Source organism: Microcoleus sp. Pol12B4, from assembly GCF_036701385.1.
GTDB lineage: Bacteria > Cyanobacteriota > Cyanobacteriia > Cyanobacteriales > Microcoleaceae > Microcoleus.
The window spans coordinates 1-14629 of record NZ_JAUBQR010000075.1 but is presented as its reverse complement, the minus strand read 5'-3'; the positions used below and the strand labels follow the sequence as shown (position 1 = coordinate 14629).

At 46.8% G+C, this 14629-nt stretch carries 14 protein-coding genes and 2 tRNA genes; 12 read left to right on the top strand and 4 right to left on the bottom strand.

Going from position 1 to position 14629, the window contains the following annotated elements:
- The first annotated feature begins 312 nt into the window (after window positions 1-312).
- From ald to mutT, 6 genes are all read left to right on the top strand, one after another.
- Complete coding sequence (gene ald, locus QUA38_RS12810) at window positions 313-1401, top strand: alanine dehydrogenase (protein WP_333162272.1); 1089 nt, start codon at window positions 313-315, stop codon at window positions 1399-1401.
- 269 nt (window positions 1402-1670) lie between these two features.
- A tRNA-Leu gene (locus QUA38_RS12805) sits at window positions 1671-1752 on the top strand.
- Window positions 1753-1825: 73 nt separating this feature from the next.
- On the top strand, window positions 1826-2602 hold the full coding sequence (locus QUA38_RS12800; protein WP_333162269.1) for an RNA methyltransferase: 777 nt from the start codon (window positions 1826-1828) through the stop codon (window positions 2600-2602).
- A gap of 706 nt (window positions 2603-3308) precedes the next feature.
- Window positions 3309-4268, top strand: a complete 960-nt coding sequence (locus QUA38_RS12795; RefSeq protein WP_333137170.1) for an RNA polymerase sigma factor, RpoD/SigA family — start codon at window positions 3309-3311, stop codon at window positions 4266-4268.
- Between the two features lie 223 nt (window positions 4269-4491).
- Entirely contained in the window at window positions 4492-4833 is a 342-nt protein-coding gene (locus QUA38_RS12790) for a DUF760 domain-containing protein (RefSeq protein ID WP_172187001.1), read from the top strand.
- A 195-nt stretch (window positions 4834-5028) separates the two neighbouring features.
- Entirely contained in the window at window positions 5029-5433 is a 405-nt protein-coding gene (mutT, locus tag QUA38_RS12785; protein WP_333162266.1) for an 8-oxo-dGTP diphosphatase MutT, read from the top strand.
- Window positions 5434-5476: 43 nt separating this feature from the next.
- Here the strand turns inward: mutT and QUA38_RS12780 are convergent, their stop codons facing one another.
- A complete protein-coding gene (locus QUA38_RS12780; RefSeq protein ID WP_333162263.1) occupies window positions 5477-6715 on the bottom strand; it encodes a histidine kinase in 1239 nt (412 codons plus the stop codon).
- Between the two features lie 53 nt (window positions 6716-6768).
- Here QUA38_RS12780 and QUA38_RS12775 point away from each other — a divergent pair, with 53 nt between their 5' ends.
- From QUA38_RS12775 to QUA38_RS12765, 3 genes are all read left to right on the top strand, one after another.
- On the top strand, window positions 6769-8493 hold the full coding sequence (locus QUA38_RS12775; protein ID WP_333162260.1) for a DUF2079 domain-containing protein: 1725 nt from the start codon (window positions 6769-6771) through the stop codon (window positions 8491-8493).
- Between the two features lie 250 nt (window positions 8494-8743).
- Window positions 8744-9931, top strand: coding sequence for a glycosyltransferase family 4 protein (locus QUA38_RS12770; RefSeq protein WP_333162257.1), 1188 nt, complete (start codon window positions 8744-8746; stop codon window positions 9929-9931).
- Between the two features lie 133 nt (window positions 9932-10064).
- On the top strand, window positions 10065-11309 hold the full coding sequence (locus QUA38_RS12765) for an MFS transporter (RefSeq protein WP_333162255.1): 1245 nt from the start codon (window positions 10065-10067) through the stop codon (window positions 11307-11309).
- A gap of 222 nt (window positions 11310-11531) precedes the next feature.
- Here QUA38_RS12765 and QUA38_RS12760 read toward each other — a convergent pair.
- Window positions 11532-11605, bottom strand: a tRNA-Arg gene (locus tag QUA38_RS12760).
- A gap of 78 nt (window positions 11606-11683) precedes the next feature.
- On the opposite strand from QUA38_RS12760, the gene moaC reads away from it, so the two are divergent.
- The 3 genes from moaC (at window position 11684) to QUA38_RS12745 (ending at window position 12918) form a co-directional block, all read left to right on the top strand.
- Window positions 11684-12205 carry a cyclic pyranopterin monophosphate synthase MoaC gene (gene moaC / locus QUA38_RS12755; RefSeq protein ID WP_333162253.1) on the top strand — a complete coding sequence of 174 codons (522 nt, stop codon included), beginning with the start codon at window positions 11684-11686 and terminating at the stop codon, window positions 12203-12205.
- An 88-nt stretch (window positions 12206-12293) separates the two neighbouring features.
- On the top strand, window positions 12294-12551 hold the full coding sequence (locus QUA38_RS12750; RefSeq protein ID WP_333162251.1) for a 2TM domain-containing protein: 258 nt from the start codon (window positions 12294-12296) through the stop codon (window positions 12549-12551).
- A gap of 64 nt (window positions 12552-12615) precedes the next feature.
- The gene (locus QUA38_RS12745) at window positions 12616-12918 is read left to right on the top strand and encodes a DUF3181 family protein (protein ID WP_333162249.1); all 303 of its coding nucleotides are present in this window, start codon (window positions 12616-12618) and stop codon (window positions 12916-12918) included.
- 65 nt (window positions 12919-12983) lie between these two features.
- Here the strand turns inward: QUA38_RS12745 and QUA38_RS12740 are convergent, their stop codons facing one another.
- Window positions 12984-13469, bottom strand: a complete 486-nt coding sequence (locus QUA38_RS12740; RefSeq protein ID WP_333162247.1) for a hypothetical protein — start codon at window positions 13467-13469, stop codon at window positions 12984-12986.
- 2 nt (window positions 13470-13471) lie between these two features.
- Window positions 13472-14629 (bottom strand): Ig-like domain-containing protein (locus tag QUA38_RS12735; RefSeq protein ID WP_333162245.1); only part of this gene is annotated, 1158 nt, incomplete at its 5' end.

Here is a 14629-nt window from a genome sequence, read left to right as displayed (position 1 = left end):
TTGTTTAGATAGGGGGACGAGTTATGCCTGTTAAATTATAAGTGACAGATCAAATATATTGACTCTTCTTGAAATTATCTGCGTTACTCTGTGTTAATCAGCCCTACATCTGCGGTCGATCTATCAATCAAAAAATTATGTAATTCAAGTCTAAATTGAAGAAATTGCGACCGCACTGAATAAAAATTCAACAAATATTCTCCTAGCCGGATTGCCGGATTGCCAAATCTAAAATCTACAATGGTATTGTCCCGCTGGGGATGGTTTTTAGGTTAGATTCGATCTACGTATGCCTGAGATTAGAGGTTATAGATGGAAATAGGCGTCCCCAAGGAAATCAAGGATTTAGAGTTTCGAGTCGGGCTTAGCCCCACAAGTGTCCGGGCTTGTTCGGACAAAGGCCACGTAGTTTTCGTCGAAACGAATGCTGGTGCTGGGGCCGGTTTCGCGGACGAGGATTATGTTCAAGCAGGGGCTAAGATTGTCTTAAAGGCTTCCGATGTCTGGAAGCGCGAACTAATTGTTAAAGTTAAAGAACCGCTGCCTGCTGAGTATCCGCTGATGCAAAAAGAGCAGTTGCTGTTTACATATTTGCACTTGGCTGCCGATCACACATTAACCGAACATTTAATCAGCAGCGGAGTCCAGGCTATCGCCTACGAAACCGTCGAACTCCCGGACAGAAAATTGCCGCTGCTGACGCCGATGAGCATTATTGCAGGGCGTTTGTCCGTGCAGTTCGGAGCTCGGTTTCTGGAACGACAGCAAGGTGGCAGAGGAGTGCTTTTGGGCGGTGTACCGGGGGTGAGACCGGGTAAAGTTGTGATTTTGGGCGGCGGAATCGTCGGCACAGAAGCAGCGCGAATTGCTGTAGGAATGGGCGCGAGAGTGCAGATTTTGGATGTAAATGTCGATCGTTTAGCCTACTTGGAAACTCTGTTCGGTTCCAGAGTAGAATACCTCTATAGCAGTCCTTTGCAAATTGAAGCAGTTGTTCCCGATGCTGATTTGTTAATTGGTGCGGTTTTGGTCTTAGGTAAAAGAGCTCCGGTGCTGGTTTCTCGCGAATTTGTTGCGAAGATGCACCCCGGTTCTGTGATTGTTGACGTAGCCGTTGACCAAGGCGGCTGCGTGGAAACTTTGCGGGCAACTTCACACACAAATCCTACTTATGTTGAGGAAGGAGTTGTGCATTACGGCGTGCCGAATATGCCCGGTGCTGTGCCTTGGACTGCGACTCAAGCTTTGAATAACAGCACTTTGCCTTATGTTTTGCAGTTGGCAAATAACGGGATTAAAGCTTTGGAAATGAATCCGAGTTTGGCGAAGGGATTGAACGTGCAGAATCACCGATTGGTGCATCCGGCCGTGCGCGAGGTTTTCCCCGATTTTGCCGATTAGATTCCCCTTTTTTCAGTAAATCTCGTAGGGTGCGTCAGATCAAAGCTTGTGGATTATTAATAACCGAACGCGATCTGATCTGACGCACCCTACTCAACTACACAGCGTTTTGCGATGTTTGGCTAACAGTAAATCCTCGAAACTAAAGCATTTCTCAACCCGAACAGTAATTTGTGTAAAATATTACTCGCAGCCCAGAAAAAAAATAAATTCCTCAAAACACTTGACAAACTGGCGAACATATGGCAATGTAGTAATTCGTGACCGATGCGGAACTGGCGGAATTGGTAGACGCGCATGATTCAGGTTCATGTGGTGCAAGCCTTCCGGGTTCAAGTCCCGGGTTCCGCATTCCAAAGGCAGAAGGAAGTTTGGGGTTAACCCGATACAGGCAATAACCCCATTCGCTCTGCTGAATTAAACAATGCTGACAAGTATTCAAAACCCCCTAGTTAAAGAAATTCGCAAGCTGCACAGCTCGAAGGGACGCAGGGAACAACAATTATTTTTACTCGAAGGGACGCACTTGCTCGAAGAAGCTTGCGCTGCCAAATACCCGCTAGCAACGGTTTGCTGCACTCCCGAATGGCTGGATCAGCACGGGGAACTGTGGGAGCAAGTTGGTAATTTAGCCGATCGCACAGAATTAGTAAGTGCAAAAGTGTTAGAGTCGATCGCCACTACAGTCCAACCCGACGGCATTGTCGCCACCGCACCCCGCACCGCAACACAGCCCGCAAAATTGTCAACTTTAGGAATAGCCTTAGAAACAATCCAAGATCCCGGCAATTTGGGGGCGATCGTCCGCACGGCTGCGGCTGCTAATGCCGACGGTTTGCTGCTGAGCGCAGACAGTGCCGATTTAGACCATCCCAAAGTGCTGCGCGCCTCGGCAGGAGCTTGGTTTAAGCTGCCAATGGCAGTCAGTCCCGATTTAACCGCCGAAGTGTCTGCGTATAAAAATCGAGGAATGCAAATTTTAGCAACTGTCGCCGGGGCCAGTTTAAGTTATTGGGAAGTAGATTTGCGAGTGCCGACTCTGATAGTTTTGGGCAACGAAGGCTCTGGTTTGTCGGAAGAATTGAGGAGTTTGGCCGATCGACAAATCCAAATTCCCCTGAGTCGTGGCGTAGAATCTTTAAATGTGTCGATCGCCGGAGCCCTCATCTTGTACGAAGCTCAACGCCAAAGAACTGATTAGGCTTATTGCATAAATTTTTGATTGATAGGGAACCCCAGATAAACGCATATAAACGCAGATTCATTTCCAGATAGGAAAGCGAATGCCTGCAATTCAAATCTCTTATTTAATTGTTAATTAATCCTTATCTGTAGGGCGGGTTCATCAATAATCTGTAACTTCAGATTTATACCCTTGGACAGACGGGTGGTCTGAAATCGGGTTTTTTAACCAAGATAGCTCGTTACAGCCCGCAGATTCGGTAAAAAGCCCGGTTTCTTGGGTTGGAGTGTGATCGTCAACTGAAGCTGCCGGGCCTTTAAATTGTATTTTTCACTTCGCTGTGCCCCCAGCGTTTCCTCTCCCTCTACCAATCTCCCCCTCTGAGATGTGGCGGATTTTGTTTATATTGATGCAAACTGTAAAGCCAGGAAAGCGGATACTCTCGTATCAACAGTCCAGGCTGGCATGAAATAAATATGAAGAAATGTAGGCAACTGCTCTCACAAATGTTAAGATTCTTAACATAACGTAGTATTGTGCACACCCCAACCAAAACCTAACCTGAGACGGTTCTAACTGGGAGTAGTAGCTAGCTACCATAAAATTAAGCCTCTTTAAATGGAAGGAAAGCGCAAGTCCCCGCCCGCTTTCCTTCCCAGCTAAAGCTAGGGGTTTGCGACTACCGCAAACCTTTAGAGGCACAGATCCTCAGCGGGAAAAGCTCATGAAAACTCTTAAGTCCTCAGATACAGATTCTGTTCGCGCTTACTTGCGGGAAATCGGCCGCGTTCCCTTGTTGACCCATGAGCAAGAAATACTCTACGGGAAACAGGTACAGCGCTCAACCGCACTGCATCAGGAGAAAGATATTTTAGCCGAAGAGTTAGGCCGCGACCCGACGGCGGCTGAATGGGCACAGGCAGTTGGGCTGTCTGAGGCACAGTTGCAGCGGACGATCGAGCACGGGGAAAGGGCAAAGCGCCAAATGGTGGAAGCGAATCTCCGCCTGGTAGTGTCTGTTGCCAAAAAATATATCAAGCGCAACGTAGATTTACTGGATCTAATTCAGGAAGGCACGATCGGGATGCAGCGGGGAGTAGAAAAATTTGACCCGACTAAGGGCTACAGATTTTCTACTTATGCTTATTGGTGGATTCGTCAGGCAATTACTCGGGCGATCGCCGAAAAAGGTCGCACCATCCGCTTGCCGATCCACATCACCGAAAAGCTCAACAAAATTAAAAAGGCTCAGCGCCAACTTGCTCAACAGCTCGGTCGCGCGGCCACGGCTGCTGAATTGGCATCAGAGCTAGAATTGACTCCCAAACAGATTCGCGAATATCTCGATCGCGCGCGCCTGCCACTTTCCCTGGACTTGCGCGTGGGAGACAATCAAGATACAGAGTTGGGCGATTTGTTGGAAGATACGGGTACTACTCCAGAAGATTTTGCCCTGCAATCTTCCCTGCGGACTGACTTAGACCACCTGATGGCGGAACTGACTCAGCAACAGCGAGAAGTTCTCGCCTTGCGCTTCGGTTTAGAAGACGGGCAAACCTTAACTTTGGCAAAAATAGGCGATCGTCTCAACATCAGTCGGGAACGAGTGCGGCAAATAGAACGGGAAGCTTTGACCAAACTCCGCAAGCGCAAGCAAGATATCAACGATTATCTAGCCAGCTAGATAGATTGGGGATTAGCGATCGGACATTTCGCCCACTCGCAATCCCCAATCTAAAATCGTAAAAACCGCCGCTTTTAATTCGGTTGTGCCCACTTGGTTGCTACAAATGTCCTGCTACATTAGTAATTACTTAGTAATAAAGATCAGCAGCGATCGGATAAGGGTTATTTAATTTAACCACCCGCGTCTAAAATAACAAGCTGTATCTGCAACGGAGGTACTCGTGAGCAACTCATCTAATAAATCCCCAGAATTCTTTGAAGAAGACGGAGAAAATGCCAATTTATTATGGCAATACGTGCAGTCAATGGCTCCCGACACAGTTTCTCAGTTGTCTAAGCCGACTTCTCACGAAGTGTTTCAAGTAATGGAGCGAAATATTGTTGGACTTTTGGGGAATTTGCCTTCGGAACACTTCGGGGTGACAGTGACTACCAGTCGCGAACATTTGGGTAGATTGCTCGCCTCGGCTATGATTAGCGGTTATTTTCTGAAAAATGCCGAACAGCGAATGACTTTTGAAAAGTCCATACAAGCCAGTGAGAGACATGGCTCGGACGATTAGTAGATTGTTAACATTTAAGTGATCCAAGTGTCAAGCCCCCCCTCGCAAGATGGGGGCTTAATATTTTAGATTGTTGATTTTAGATTGTTGATTTTAGATTAAATAATTGAATAATTATTGATATTATTATTAAATTCCCAATTCCCAGTTCCCAATTCCCAATTCCCAATTCCCAATTGCTAATTAATAATTAATATGTCTCTTTCTCCTCTTGCCCACAAAGTTATCGGCGTTGCTGCAATCTGGAACGATCGCCAACAAATTTTGATTGACAAGCGCCGACAACATGGACTGCACGGGGGTTTCTGGGAGTTTCCGGGCGGAAAAATAGAGCCTGGGGAAACAATCGAAGCTTGCATAGAACGGGAAATTATGGAGGAGTTGGGGATTGTCGTAGAAGTTGGTGATCGCTTGATTACAATTGACCACGACTACACTAAATTTACAGTTAGATTATACGTGCACCACTGCCGCCACGTCAGCGGGGAACCGCAAACGATCGAATGCGAGGAAATTCGCTGGGTCACACTCGATGAAATTGACCAATTTACTTTTCCCCAGGCAAACGCACAGATTATTGCTGCACTGCGGAAAAGTTGAACTGTAATATCAAATTCGGTTGCTACTGACAACTGACAGAATTTTATTTTTGAACGGGCAAGGTAAAGTGAAAACAACTGCCTCTATCGGGTACGGAGTCTACCCAAATTTGACCATAGTGGGCGCGGATGATGCCTTGGCACAGAGACAGTCCAATGCCGTAACCGTCTGTTGATTTATCTCGCTGCAAGCGAAAGCTGTCTTCAAAAATGCTCGCGCAATCTTCTTCAGGAATTCCCGGGCCGCTGTTGCAAATGCTGACTTGAACTTTGTAAGCGGTGCGGTGGAGAATGGAAAGATTAACAGTTCCTCGGTCTGGTGTGTACTTGCTGGCGTTGTCAAGCAGGTTAACTATGACTTGTTTGATGCGATCGGGATCGGCATAAACCAAGGGCAAATCTGCGGGAATGTCTGTTTCTATGTTCAGACTTTTCGCCTGAAATTTGTCTTGAAACTGCAAGATTACATCTTGACAAATCGCCCCCAGTTCGATTCTTTTTGGTTCAATGTGGAGTTGAGCGTTTGTACCCCGGGCTGCTTGTAGGATATCTGTAATCATACGATCGACAATTTGGATTTGGCGGCGGGCTTGTTTCATCAAATGAGCCGCCAGACTCGGTGTCAAACGTGACTTTTCCCCCTCTTTCACCTTCTGACTTGACTCCAAAGTCTCCAAAGCCAAAGATGCTGCCGTTAAGGGATTACGCAAGTCGTGAGCTAGCATCGCAATAATCCGGTCTTTCAACTGCAACTGCTCTTGCAGGTGTTCTTTTTCCTGTTTGAGGCGAAAAACTTCATCAGAAAGCTGCACAATTTCGGCGGCGCAAGCAACGGAATAGAGGGGTTTTGGGTTAGTCAGGCTTTCAGCAAGTGCTGGGGCTGACTGCTGCTGAGCTGCGTATTCTTCTACAGAACGCTTCCACCGGGGCCACCAGTGTTCGAGTTGGGCGATTAAATTGCTGCCGGCGAGAGTTTGTCGCGGATCGGGATGAATTTTGAGCAGCGAGGGAGTGGCTACAAGTTTAAAGTGTTCGGCTAAATCGGGCTGTTCTCCTACGTCAATGATTTGAAGCTCAAAGTCGCACTCTGCCTTCAAATCCTTTAGGGACTTGCGGATGTGTCTGGTCTGTTCCCGGGAAGAGGAACGCTTGTCTACAAACAGCAAAAGCTGTAAAAGCGGTGCGGAATTTACTGGCTGTTCGGGAGAACAGTCAGTGTCGCTGGTGCCAAGTGTTGGATGGACGCTGTTGAGCTTTTCGATCGGGTGAAAATAATTGAGCATTGCCGAGCCGAGTTATTTCACTTCTACTTTAATTTAATACTTACTTTAGATTTATGCTATTGTCCGATAATTTCGTTACAAGCGGGCAGATGATATTTTTGAGATGGAAGAAAAATGAGTCGCTACGGGTGGTGGTTCAAGTGGCGGCGGCCTTTTTTGTGCTGTGCCTGTTGCTGACGCTGCACCGCTACTACAGCTTTTACGCTACTTACGACCAAGGCATTTTCAATCAACTTTTTTGGAACGGCACTCGGGGTCACTTGTTTGAGAGTTCCCTCTCTTCGGCTTTGTCCACTAATGTCGTTCACCAAAATCAGCTCCCGGAAGTATCTTACTACCGGTTGGGGCAGCATTTCACCCCGGCGCTAATGCTGTGGCTGCCAATTTACTCGCTGTTTCCCTCCCCCGCCACTTTGACGGTGTTGCAGGTGACATTAATTACAGCGGCTGGAGGAGTGCTCTATGCTCTCGCCAGACACTATCTGGAACCGAGGCTGTCGGCGACAATTGTTCTGAGCTATTACTGCGCTAACGCGGTCATCGGCCCGACTTTGGGCAATTTTCACGATATTTGTCAAATGCCGCTGTATGTCTTTGGCTTGCTGCTGGCTATGGAGAAGCGCTGGTGGCCCTTGTTTGGGATTCTGGCAACTTTAATTTTGGCCGTGCGAGAAGATGGGGGAGTTGTTTTATTTGGCGTCGGAGTTTACCTGATTTTGAGCCGGCGCTACCCTCGAACTGGTTTAGCCGTCTGCATACTCAGTTTTGGTTATATGATCCTCCTGACCAATCTGATTATGCCTTTGTTTTCTGCTGATATATCCCAGCGGTTTATGATGGAGCGCTTCGGCCAATATGCCGATGGAGATGAAGCTTCTACTCTAGAAATTATTTGGGGAATGCTGAGCAACCCCTGGCGGTTGGTGGCTCAATTATTTACGCCGTTTTTTGGTAAGATTAGATACCTGCTTGGCCAGTGGTTGCCATTAGCTTTGGTTCCTGCTTTCGCGCCTGCGTCTTGGATGATAGCTGGATTTCCGCTGCTGAAGCTATTTTTAGCGAAAGGAGAGTCGGTGCTGGCGATTAATATTCGCTATGCGATGACTGTGGTTCCAGGGCTTTTTTATGGGGCGATTCTGTGGTGGGCCCAGCGTCAAAAGGAAGAAGATAGAATGGTGAGAGAGGAAAGAATGTTTTTGCGTTTTCCTTCTGCTTTATTTCCTCTGCCTTCTTCTTCAAATTTTCGCCGCTTTTGGGCGTTTTGCATCTGTTTGTCGCTATTTTTTACCTTCACTTCTAACCCAAATCGGACTTTTTCTTGGATTTTGCCCGATGCGATCGATCCTTGGGTGCAGGTTCCTCTTGTCAGACAATGGCAGCACGTTTTGCAAGTGCGGCCGCTGTTGGCTCAAATTCCTGCTGATGCTAGCGTGGCAGCGACGAATACTATTGTGCCGATTTTGTCAAGCAGGCGGGAAATTCTCAGGTTTCCGATGTTTGAACTCCGCAATGATGCGGGGAAGGCAGTGAAGATGCAATATGTAATTGCCGATATCTGGCAGTTGCAGCAGTATCAGGCTGCCTTTCGCGGGGAACGGGGACAGTTACGGGAGATCGTACCGGCGATCGATCGAATGTCCAAATCTGGAGAGTACGGAATTGTTGGCTTTGAAGACGGCGCGATTTTGATGCGTCAGGGTGCTGTTTCTAATTCTGCATCTGCTGCTGCTTGGACCCGTTTTCGGCGCGAATTGGAGCCGATTTTGAAGAAACGGTAAGCGGGTAGTTACGATCGCCATTGCTTCCCTCAGTGGCTCAAATCTTGAGGAAACCTGTTTTTTTCAGGTAATGGCGATCGAGCAATTTCATGCAAAAACCAGATTTAGGCATGATTTTCTGTCTTTGTTGCTGCCAAAAGTCAGGCATTGGGCCTCAACTGACGAGTAACTCAAATTTGAGGCTTACTATTTTACAATAAATCTGTTAATCCTAAACATTAAGTTATATAAATTATTTGGAGGAAGAAAGATGAAAATTTTGGTATTGGCATGGGAGTTTCCTCCCAGAATCGTAGGCGGTATCGCCCGCCACGTATCGGAACTGTATCCTGAATTAGTAAAACTGGGCCACGAAATTCACTTAATTACAGTAGAGTTCGGCCACGCGCCGATGTACGAAGTGGTGGAAGGAATACGTGTGCATCGGGTGGTTGTGGGGCACGCCAAAGACTTTTTTCACTGGGTGGCGAACCTCAACCAAAGCATGGGCCACCAAGGCGGGAAACTGATGCTTGAGGAAGGCCCCTTTGATATCATCCACGCTCACGATTGGTTAGTGGGAGATGCGGCGATCGCCCTCAAGCATACCTTTAAAGTACCGCTAATTGCCACCATCCACGCCACCGAATACGGGCGCTTCAATGGCATCCACAATGAGGGGCAGCGCTACATTAACACCAAGGAGAACGACCTCGCTTACAACGCTTGGCGGGTAATTGTTTGCAGCGATTATATGCGGCGGGAAGCCGAACGGGTACTATCGACTCCGTGGAACAAAATAGAGGTAATTTACAACGGAATTAGACCAGATAAAAAGCCCAGGTGGCACGAATTTGACGCGATGGATTTCCGCCGCAGGTTTGCTGCTGATGATGAGAAAATTGTCTATTATGTAGGAAGAATTAGCTATGAAAAAGGCATTAGTGTATTTTTGCAGGCGGCACCTAAAGTAATTTGGGAAATGGGGGGTAAAGCAAAAATTGTAATTGTTGGTGGCGGCAATACAGACCATCTCAAACATTTAGCTTGGCATTTAGGAATTTGGAATAAGTGTTATTTTACTGGGTTCATGTTTGAGGAACATCTTGACAAATTTCAGACGGTGGCTGACTGCGCGGTTTTTCCGAGTCTTTACGAACCTTTTGGGATTGTTGCCTTAGAAAGCTTTGCTGCAAGAGTGCCTGTGGTGGTTTCGGATGCGGGCGGACTTCCAGAGGTGGTGCAGCACACTAAAACGGGCGTTGTTACTGAGGCAAACAATCGGGATTCTTTGGCCTGGGGAATTTTGGAGGTGCTGAAAAATCCGGGTTACGCGCAGTGGTTGGTTGACAATGCTTATCAGGATTTGGAACGCCGGTTTAGTTGGCCGAAGTTGGCGATAGAAACCCAGTGGGTTTATGAACGGGTGGTGGAGGAAAGGGCTGAGGTTGATTGGTAAGAATGCTGACTGTTGACTGTGAGTAGAATATCAAGTTTTTTTGTTGCAAATATTAAGGAATTGTAACACAATGATATATATACACTCGACCTCAGCTTGAGCGCACTCAGAAGATTTAAAGGGAATTAGCATCTTGAATATTTTTAGGGACATAGATCCCCAACCCAGACGCAGCTTGCTGACTTTATTCACCGCAGGGCTGCTATTCTGGTCAAGTTTGGCTTCGCTGCTGCCAACTTTGCCGCTGTACGTTCAATTTGTGGGTGGCACAAAACAGCAAATTGGCTTTGTGATGGGTGCATTTGCGATCGGACTTTTGCTATCGAGGCCACCGTTGGGTAAAATAGCCGACAGCAGGGGGCGAAAACAAGTTTTGCTTCTAGGTGCGTCAGTCGCTGCGATCGCTCCTTTGGGCTACCTGTTCGCTCAATCTATCCCCTTACTGTTACTTATTCGCGTTTTTCACGGCATTAGTATAGCCGCTTTTACTACAGCTTACAGCGCTTTGGTAACAGATTTATCGCCGCCAGGAAAGCGGGGCGAATTAATCGGTTACATGAGCTTGGTGAATCCTATTGGTTTAGCAGTTGGGCCTGCTATTGGCGGATTTGTGCAAGCTTGGGTTGGTTATACTCCTTTGTTTGCGATGTCGGCGGCTTTCGCTGCAATGGCTGTATTTTTTACCTGCAAAGTTGCGGAACCTAATTTTGCAGATTTAACAAAATCGGACTCGCTATCTGAGGACAAAAATAGCCAAAAATACTGGGAAATGCTCTGGAATCCGAGAGTGCGGATTCCGGCTTTAGTGTTATTAGTGGTTGGTTTAGTATTTGGAACGTTGAGCACTTTTATGCCCTTGTTTATCCAAGAAACTAAGGCTAATTTGAATCCAGGGTTATTTTATTCTACGGCTGCTATCGCCAGTTTCGGTATACGGTTGATCGCGGGACGGGCTTCGGACAAATACGGCCGCGGCCTGTTTATTTCTGGTGGCTTAATCTGTTATGCCGTATCTATGTTATTGTTGTATTGTGCTAACAACAGCAGTGCTTTTTTAATCGCAGCTTTGGTTGAAGGTTGCGCGGGCGGTACTGTTTTGCCGATGATGGTAACGCTGATGTCGGATAGGTGCGAACCTCATGAAAGGGGTCGCTTGTTTTCGCTTTGTATTGGCGGATTTGATTTGGGTATTGCGGTTGCGGGGCCGACTTTAGGCTTTGTTGCTGAACAAGTTGGCTACAGAAATATGTTTGGTTTTGCGGCTGGCCTCGCTGGCTTGGCTTTGCTGATTTTTATTACTCAGTCTAGCAAGGGCTTATCTAATTCGATGAAATTTGCGATCGGTCGAGGCAAAGATATTTATGCTTTGAATCAGTAGACTTGAATTGCCAAAGTCCTTTTAATCAATTTTTGGGGGGGCTAGAAGCCCACCCAACCCGAAAAAATGATTTTTGTGGGATGGGCTTTGAGCAGTGTCCTAGATATTTTTGCAAGAGGTCTAGTAAACGCACAAAATTAAAAAAGTTATGAGTTTGAAGTCGTGAATTGAATTAATTTCTTAATTCAAAACTCAAAACTCAAAATTCATAACTTTTAGTAGTGGGCTTGGAGGGATTCGAACCCCCGACCTCATGGTTCGTAGCCATGCACTCTATCCAACTAAGCTACAAGCCCCTGTTGAGTTTAGATTTAATCTAAAATTGATTAAGTTCTTTTCTCACAGAATCTAACAGTAACACCATTACCAAAATAATGCAAGACCTTTCGCAAACTTTTTCTGAATTGCCCGATGTGGCACAGCTAACTCACCTCGACAACAGCGGGGAAGCCCAAATGGTGGACGTTTCAGCGAAGGTGCCGACAGTGCGGCAAGCTGTGGCTGCTGGCCAGGTGCGGATGTTGCCAGAGACTTTTGCGGCGATTGAAGCGGGGAATGCACCGAAAGGTGATGTGTTGAGCACTGCAAGGCTGGCTGGAATTATGGCGGCGAAACAGACGGCAAATTTGATTCCTCTGTGTCACCCTCTGCCGCTGAGTAGCGTGGAGGTGCAGGTGATAGCGGATGCTGGGTTGCCGGGGTATCAAATTCGGGCAACGGTGAAAATTAAGGGGGAAACAGGGGTGGAAATGGAGGCGCTGACGGCAGTTTCCGTGGCGGCGCTGACTTTGTATGATATGGCGAAAGGGTTGGAAAAGTCGATCGCCATTGAGTCAATTCGACTGGTGAGTAAAAGTGGCGGCAAGTCTGGAGACTATGAAAATGTAGAGGCATAAGTTTCCTGCCGAAAGAGGGATGCAGCATTCAAAAAGCTGCACTTATGATTAAAATAGGCACTGAACTACTAATATCAAGTGAAAAACTATGCCTCCTCGTTGGCCCCGCAAACCCGATCGCAATGATCCAGAGTACCGCCGCTTAGATGACCGGATGAATTTTGCTATCCACGTCGGTCTTTTTTCTGCTACCAATTCAGGTTTGTGGTTTGTTCACAATTTGCAAAAGGCTGATTGGCCTTGGGCAATTTCGGTAACGGGTGGATGGGCTCTAGTAGTTTTGGCCCACGGGATTTACCATTTTGCGATCGCCGATTATTCACCCCTCACCAAAGATTCTGGCTGAAGGCAGTTGTCGGCGATTTGTTAAGTCTTTTGATTGATAACAAATAACTTTCTGCTTTTTTGATATGGCTAATACTACACAGGCGATCGAATCCTTAGCAGCCGAAATCGGCGAAAATGTCTACATTGATATTGCCAAGTGGCATTTGTATCTCAATGATGCCCACCTGCATACAGTTGTTGCCCAACAACTTTACCAGATGCTGGAAGATGGGAATATAGATGCTGACAGAGTTGGACAAGTTTTGCAAGGAATTCCAGTCAAGTTGGGCGGCGGCAAGCGGGAAGTGCCACTGGCAGATTTGATTCCCATGCAGTGTCAAGTTCAATTGATGGATGTGCTTGAGGAATTTCAGCGGAAGATGTAGTAAAGGGCGATCGCCTTTTTTGGTCTTTTTTGTACCGAAGGGGCGATCGCACTTTTCTTGATTTCCTAAATCAACCGGAAATTAGCGGATGTAATCGAATTGGAACTCACTCCAAGCATCACACCTAACTCCTCTCCTGTCAAGACATTTTTGATGAGAGTTCCCTGAGTATTTTGAGTCATTTCCAACTGACCAAAACTCAAACCACCGCCTAATCCAATCAAATCTTGACCCAGGGTAAAATCAGCGATAATATCAAATCCTTGACCCGCTTTTAAGAAAAAGATATCGTTGCCGCTACCGCCAATCAAACTATCATTGCCCAAACCTCCGTTAAGGAGATCGGATTCTTTCCCACCTGTGAGAGTATCGTTGTCTGCGCCTCCGTAAAGAGTATCATTTCCGGCACACCCTCCCAGGATATCTGCTCCTGCGTCACTGTTGATTAAGTCATTAGCTACACCGCCACAGATCGGATCAGAAACTAACAGCCAAACAGGGAGGCGAAAGCCTCCCTGTGATGACTTAGCGTATAGTGTCTTCGCCAGCAATTTTACAAGAAAGAGCTACTATTAAGAGCCGTTGGATTCAGATTATAAACCACTCCCAAGTAGTCATTACCCGATTTAATCACCGTTGAAGATACAGCAGTTGCGCCATCTAAGATGACATTAACTGACTCAAAAGTTAGTTGACTGAAAGTGACACCAATCAACTTGATTTTATCATCCAAAGTGAAGTCAGTAATCACATCAGATTGAGATGGGTTAGTAGCCGTATATTGTAATACAAAGGTATCATTACCTGCACCACCGGTGAGTACATCGAAACCTCGATCGCCCCACAATTCATCATCCCCATTCCCACCAATCAAGACATCATTTTCCTTACCACCGCGTAAGAGATCATTACCCTCGCCACCCGTGAGAGTATCATTGTCATTATTTCCACTCAAGAAGTCATTCCCATTACCACCAGACAATTGATCCGATTTTTTCCCCCCAAACAAGTTATCGTTCCCATTACCGCCATCAATGGTATCAGCGCCTTCGTTACCATAGATGGTGTCATTATCGGCACTTCCCGTCAAGTTATCATTACCTGATAACCCGAATATAGGTTGACCAAAGGCTGATTGCGGAATACTGGTGTCATCATTATCAGTCAGTAGATATTGGCGATCTACCACTTGATTTTGTGGGAAATTAGTTGGTTCACCGCGATCGATATTATTGACTGATGGCGTGTTAATTACGATCGCCGTGGGTGTCGGTGTTGGTGTTACTGATGGTGTTGGTGTTACCAATGGAATTGGTGTCGGTTGCGGTGTTACCGGCGGAATTGGTGCAGTATTTACAGTCAGATTAACTGGAGTGGAAGCCCCAGAAGTATTACCCGCAGCATCCTTAGCTGTAGCAGTGAAGGCATAAGGACCCTCGGCTAAAGCTGTCGTGGGGGTAAATGTCCAGTTACCCGAAGCATCCGCTGTGGCAGTACCCAAAGGCGTTGTGCCTTGTAAGATGTTCACGGTACTGTTCGGTTCTGCCTTACCTGCCAGAGTCGGAGTGGTATCGTTTGTTGTGCTGGCGGCGGTAGTGAAGGTGGGTACGGTGGATGCTGTGGCATCGATTGTGAGATTAACTGGAGTGGAAGCCCCAGAAGTATTACCCGCAGCATCCTTAGCTGTAGCAGTGAAGGCATAAGGACCCTC

Coding starts and splice junctions, on each gene's coding strand:
- ald (WP_333162272.1), top strand. CDS start 313: ATGGAAATAGGCGTCCCCAAGGAAATCAAGGATTTAGAGTTTCGAGTC.
- QUA38_RS12800 (WP_333162269.1), top strand. CDS start 1,826: ATGCTGACAAGTATTCAAAACCCCCTAGTTAAAGAAATTCGCAAGCTG.
- QUA38_RS12795 (WP_333137170.1), top strand. CDS start 3,309: ATGAAAACTCTTAAGTCCTCAGATACAGATTCTGTTCGCGCTTACTTG.
- mutT (WP_333162266.1), top strand. CDS start 5,029: ATGTCTCTTTCTCCTCTTGCCCACAAAGTTATCGGCGTTGCTGCAATC.
- QUA38_RS12780 (WP_333162263.1), bottom strand. CDS start 6,715: ATGCTCAATTATTTTCACCCGATCGAAAAGCTCAACAGCGTCCATCCA.
- QUA38_RS12775 (WP_333162260.1), top strand. CDS start 6,769: ATGCTATTGTCCGATAATTTCGTTACAAGCGGGCAGATGATATTTTTG.
- QUA38_RS12770 (WP_333162257.1), top strand. CDS start 8,744: ATGAAAATTTTGGTATTGGCATGGGAGTTTCCTCCCAGAATCGTAGGC.
- moaC (WP_333162253.1), top strand. CDS start 11,684: ATGCAAGACCTTTCGCAAACTTTTTCTGAATTGCCCGATGTGGCACAG.
- QUA38_RS12750 (WP_333162251.1), top strand. CDS start 12,294: ATGCCTCCTCGTTGGCCCCGCAAACCCGATCGCAATGATCCAGAGTAC.
- QUA38_RS12745 (WP_333162249.1), top strand. CDS start 12,616: ATGGCTAATACTACACAGGCGATCGAATCCTTAGCAGCCGAAATCGGC.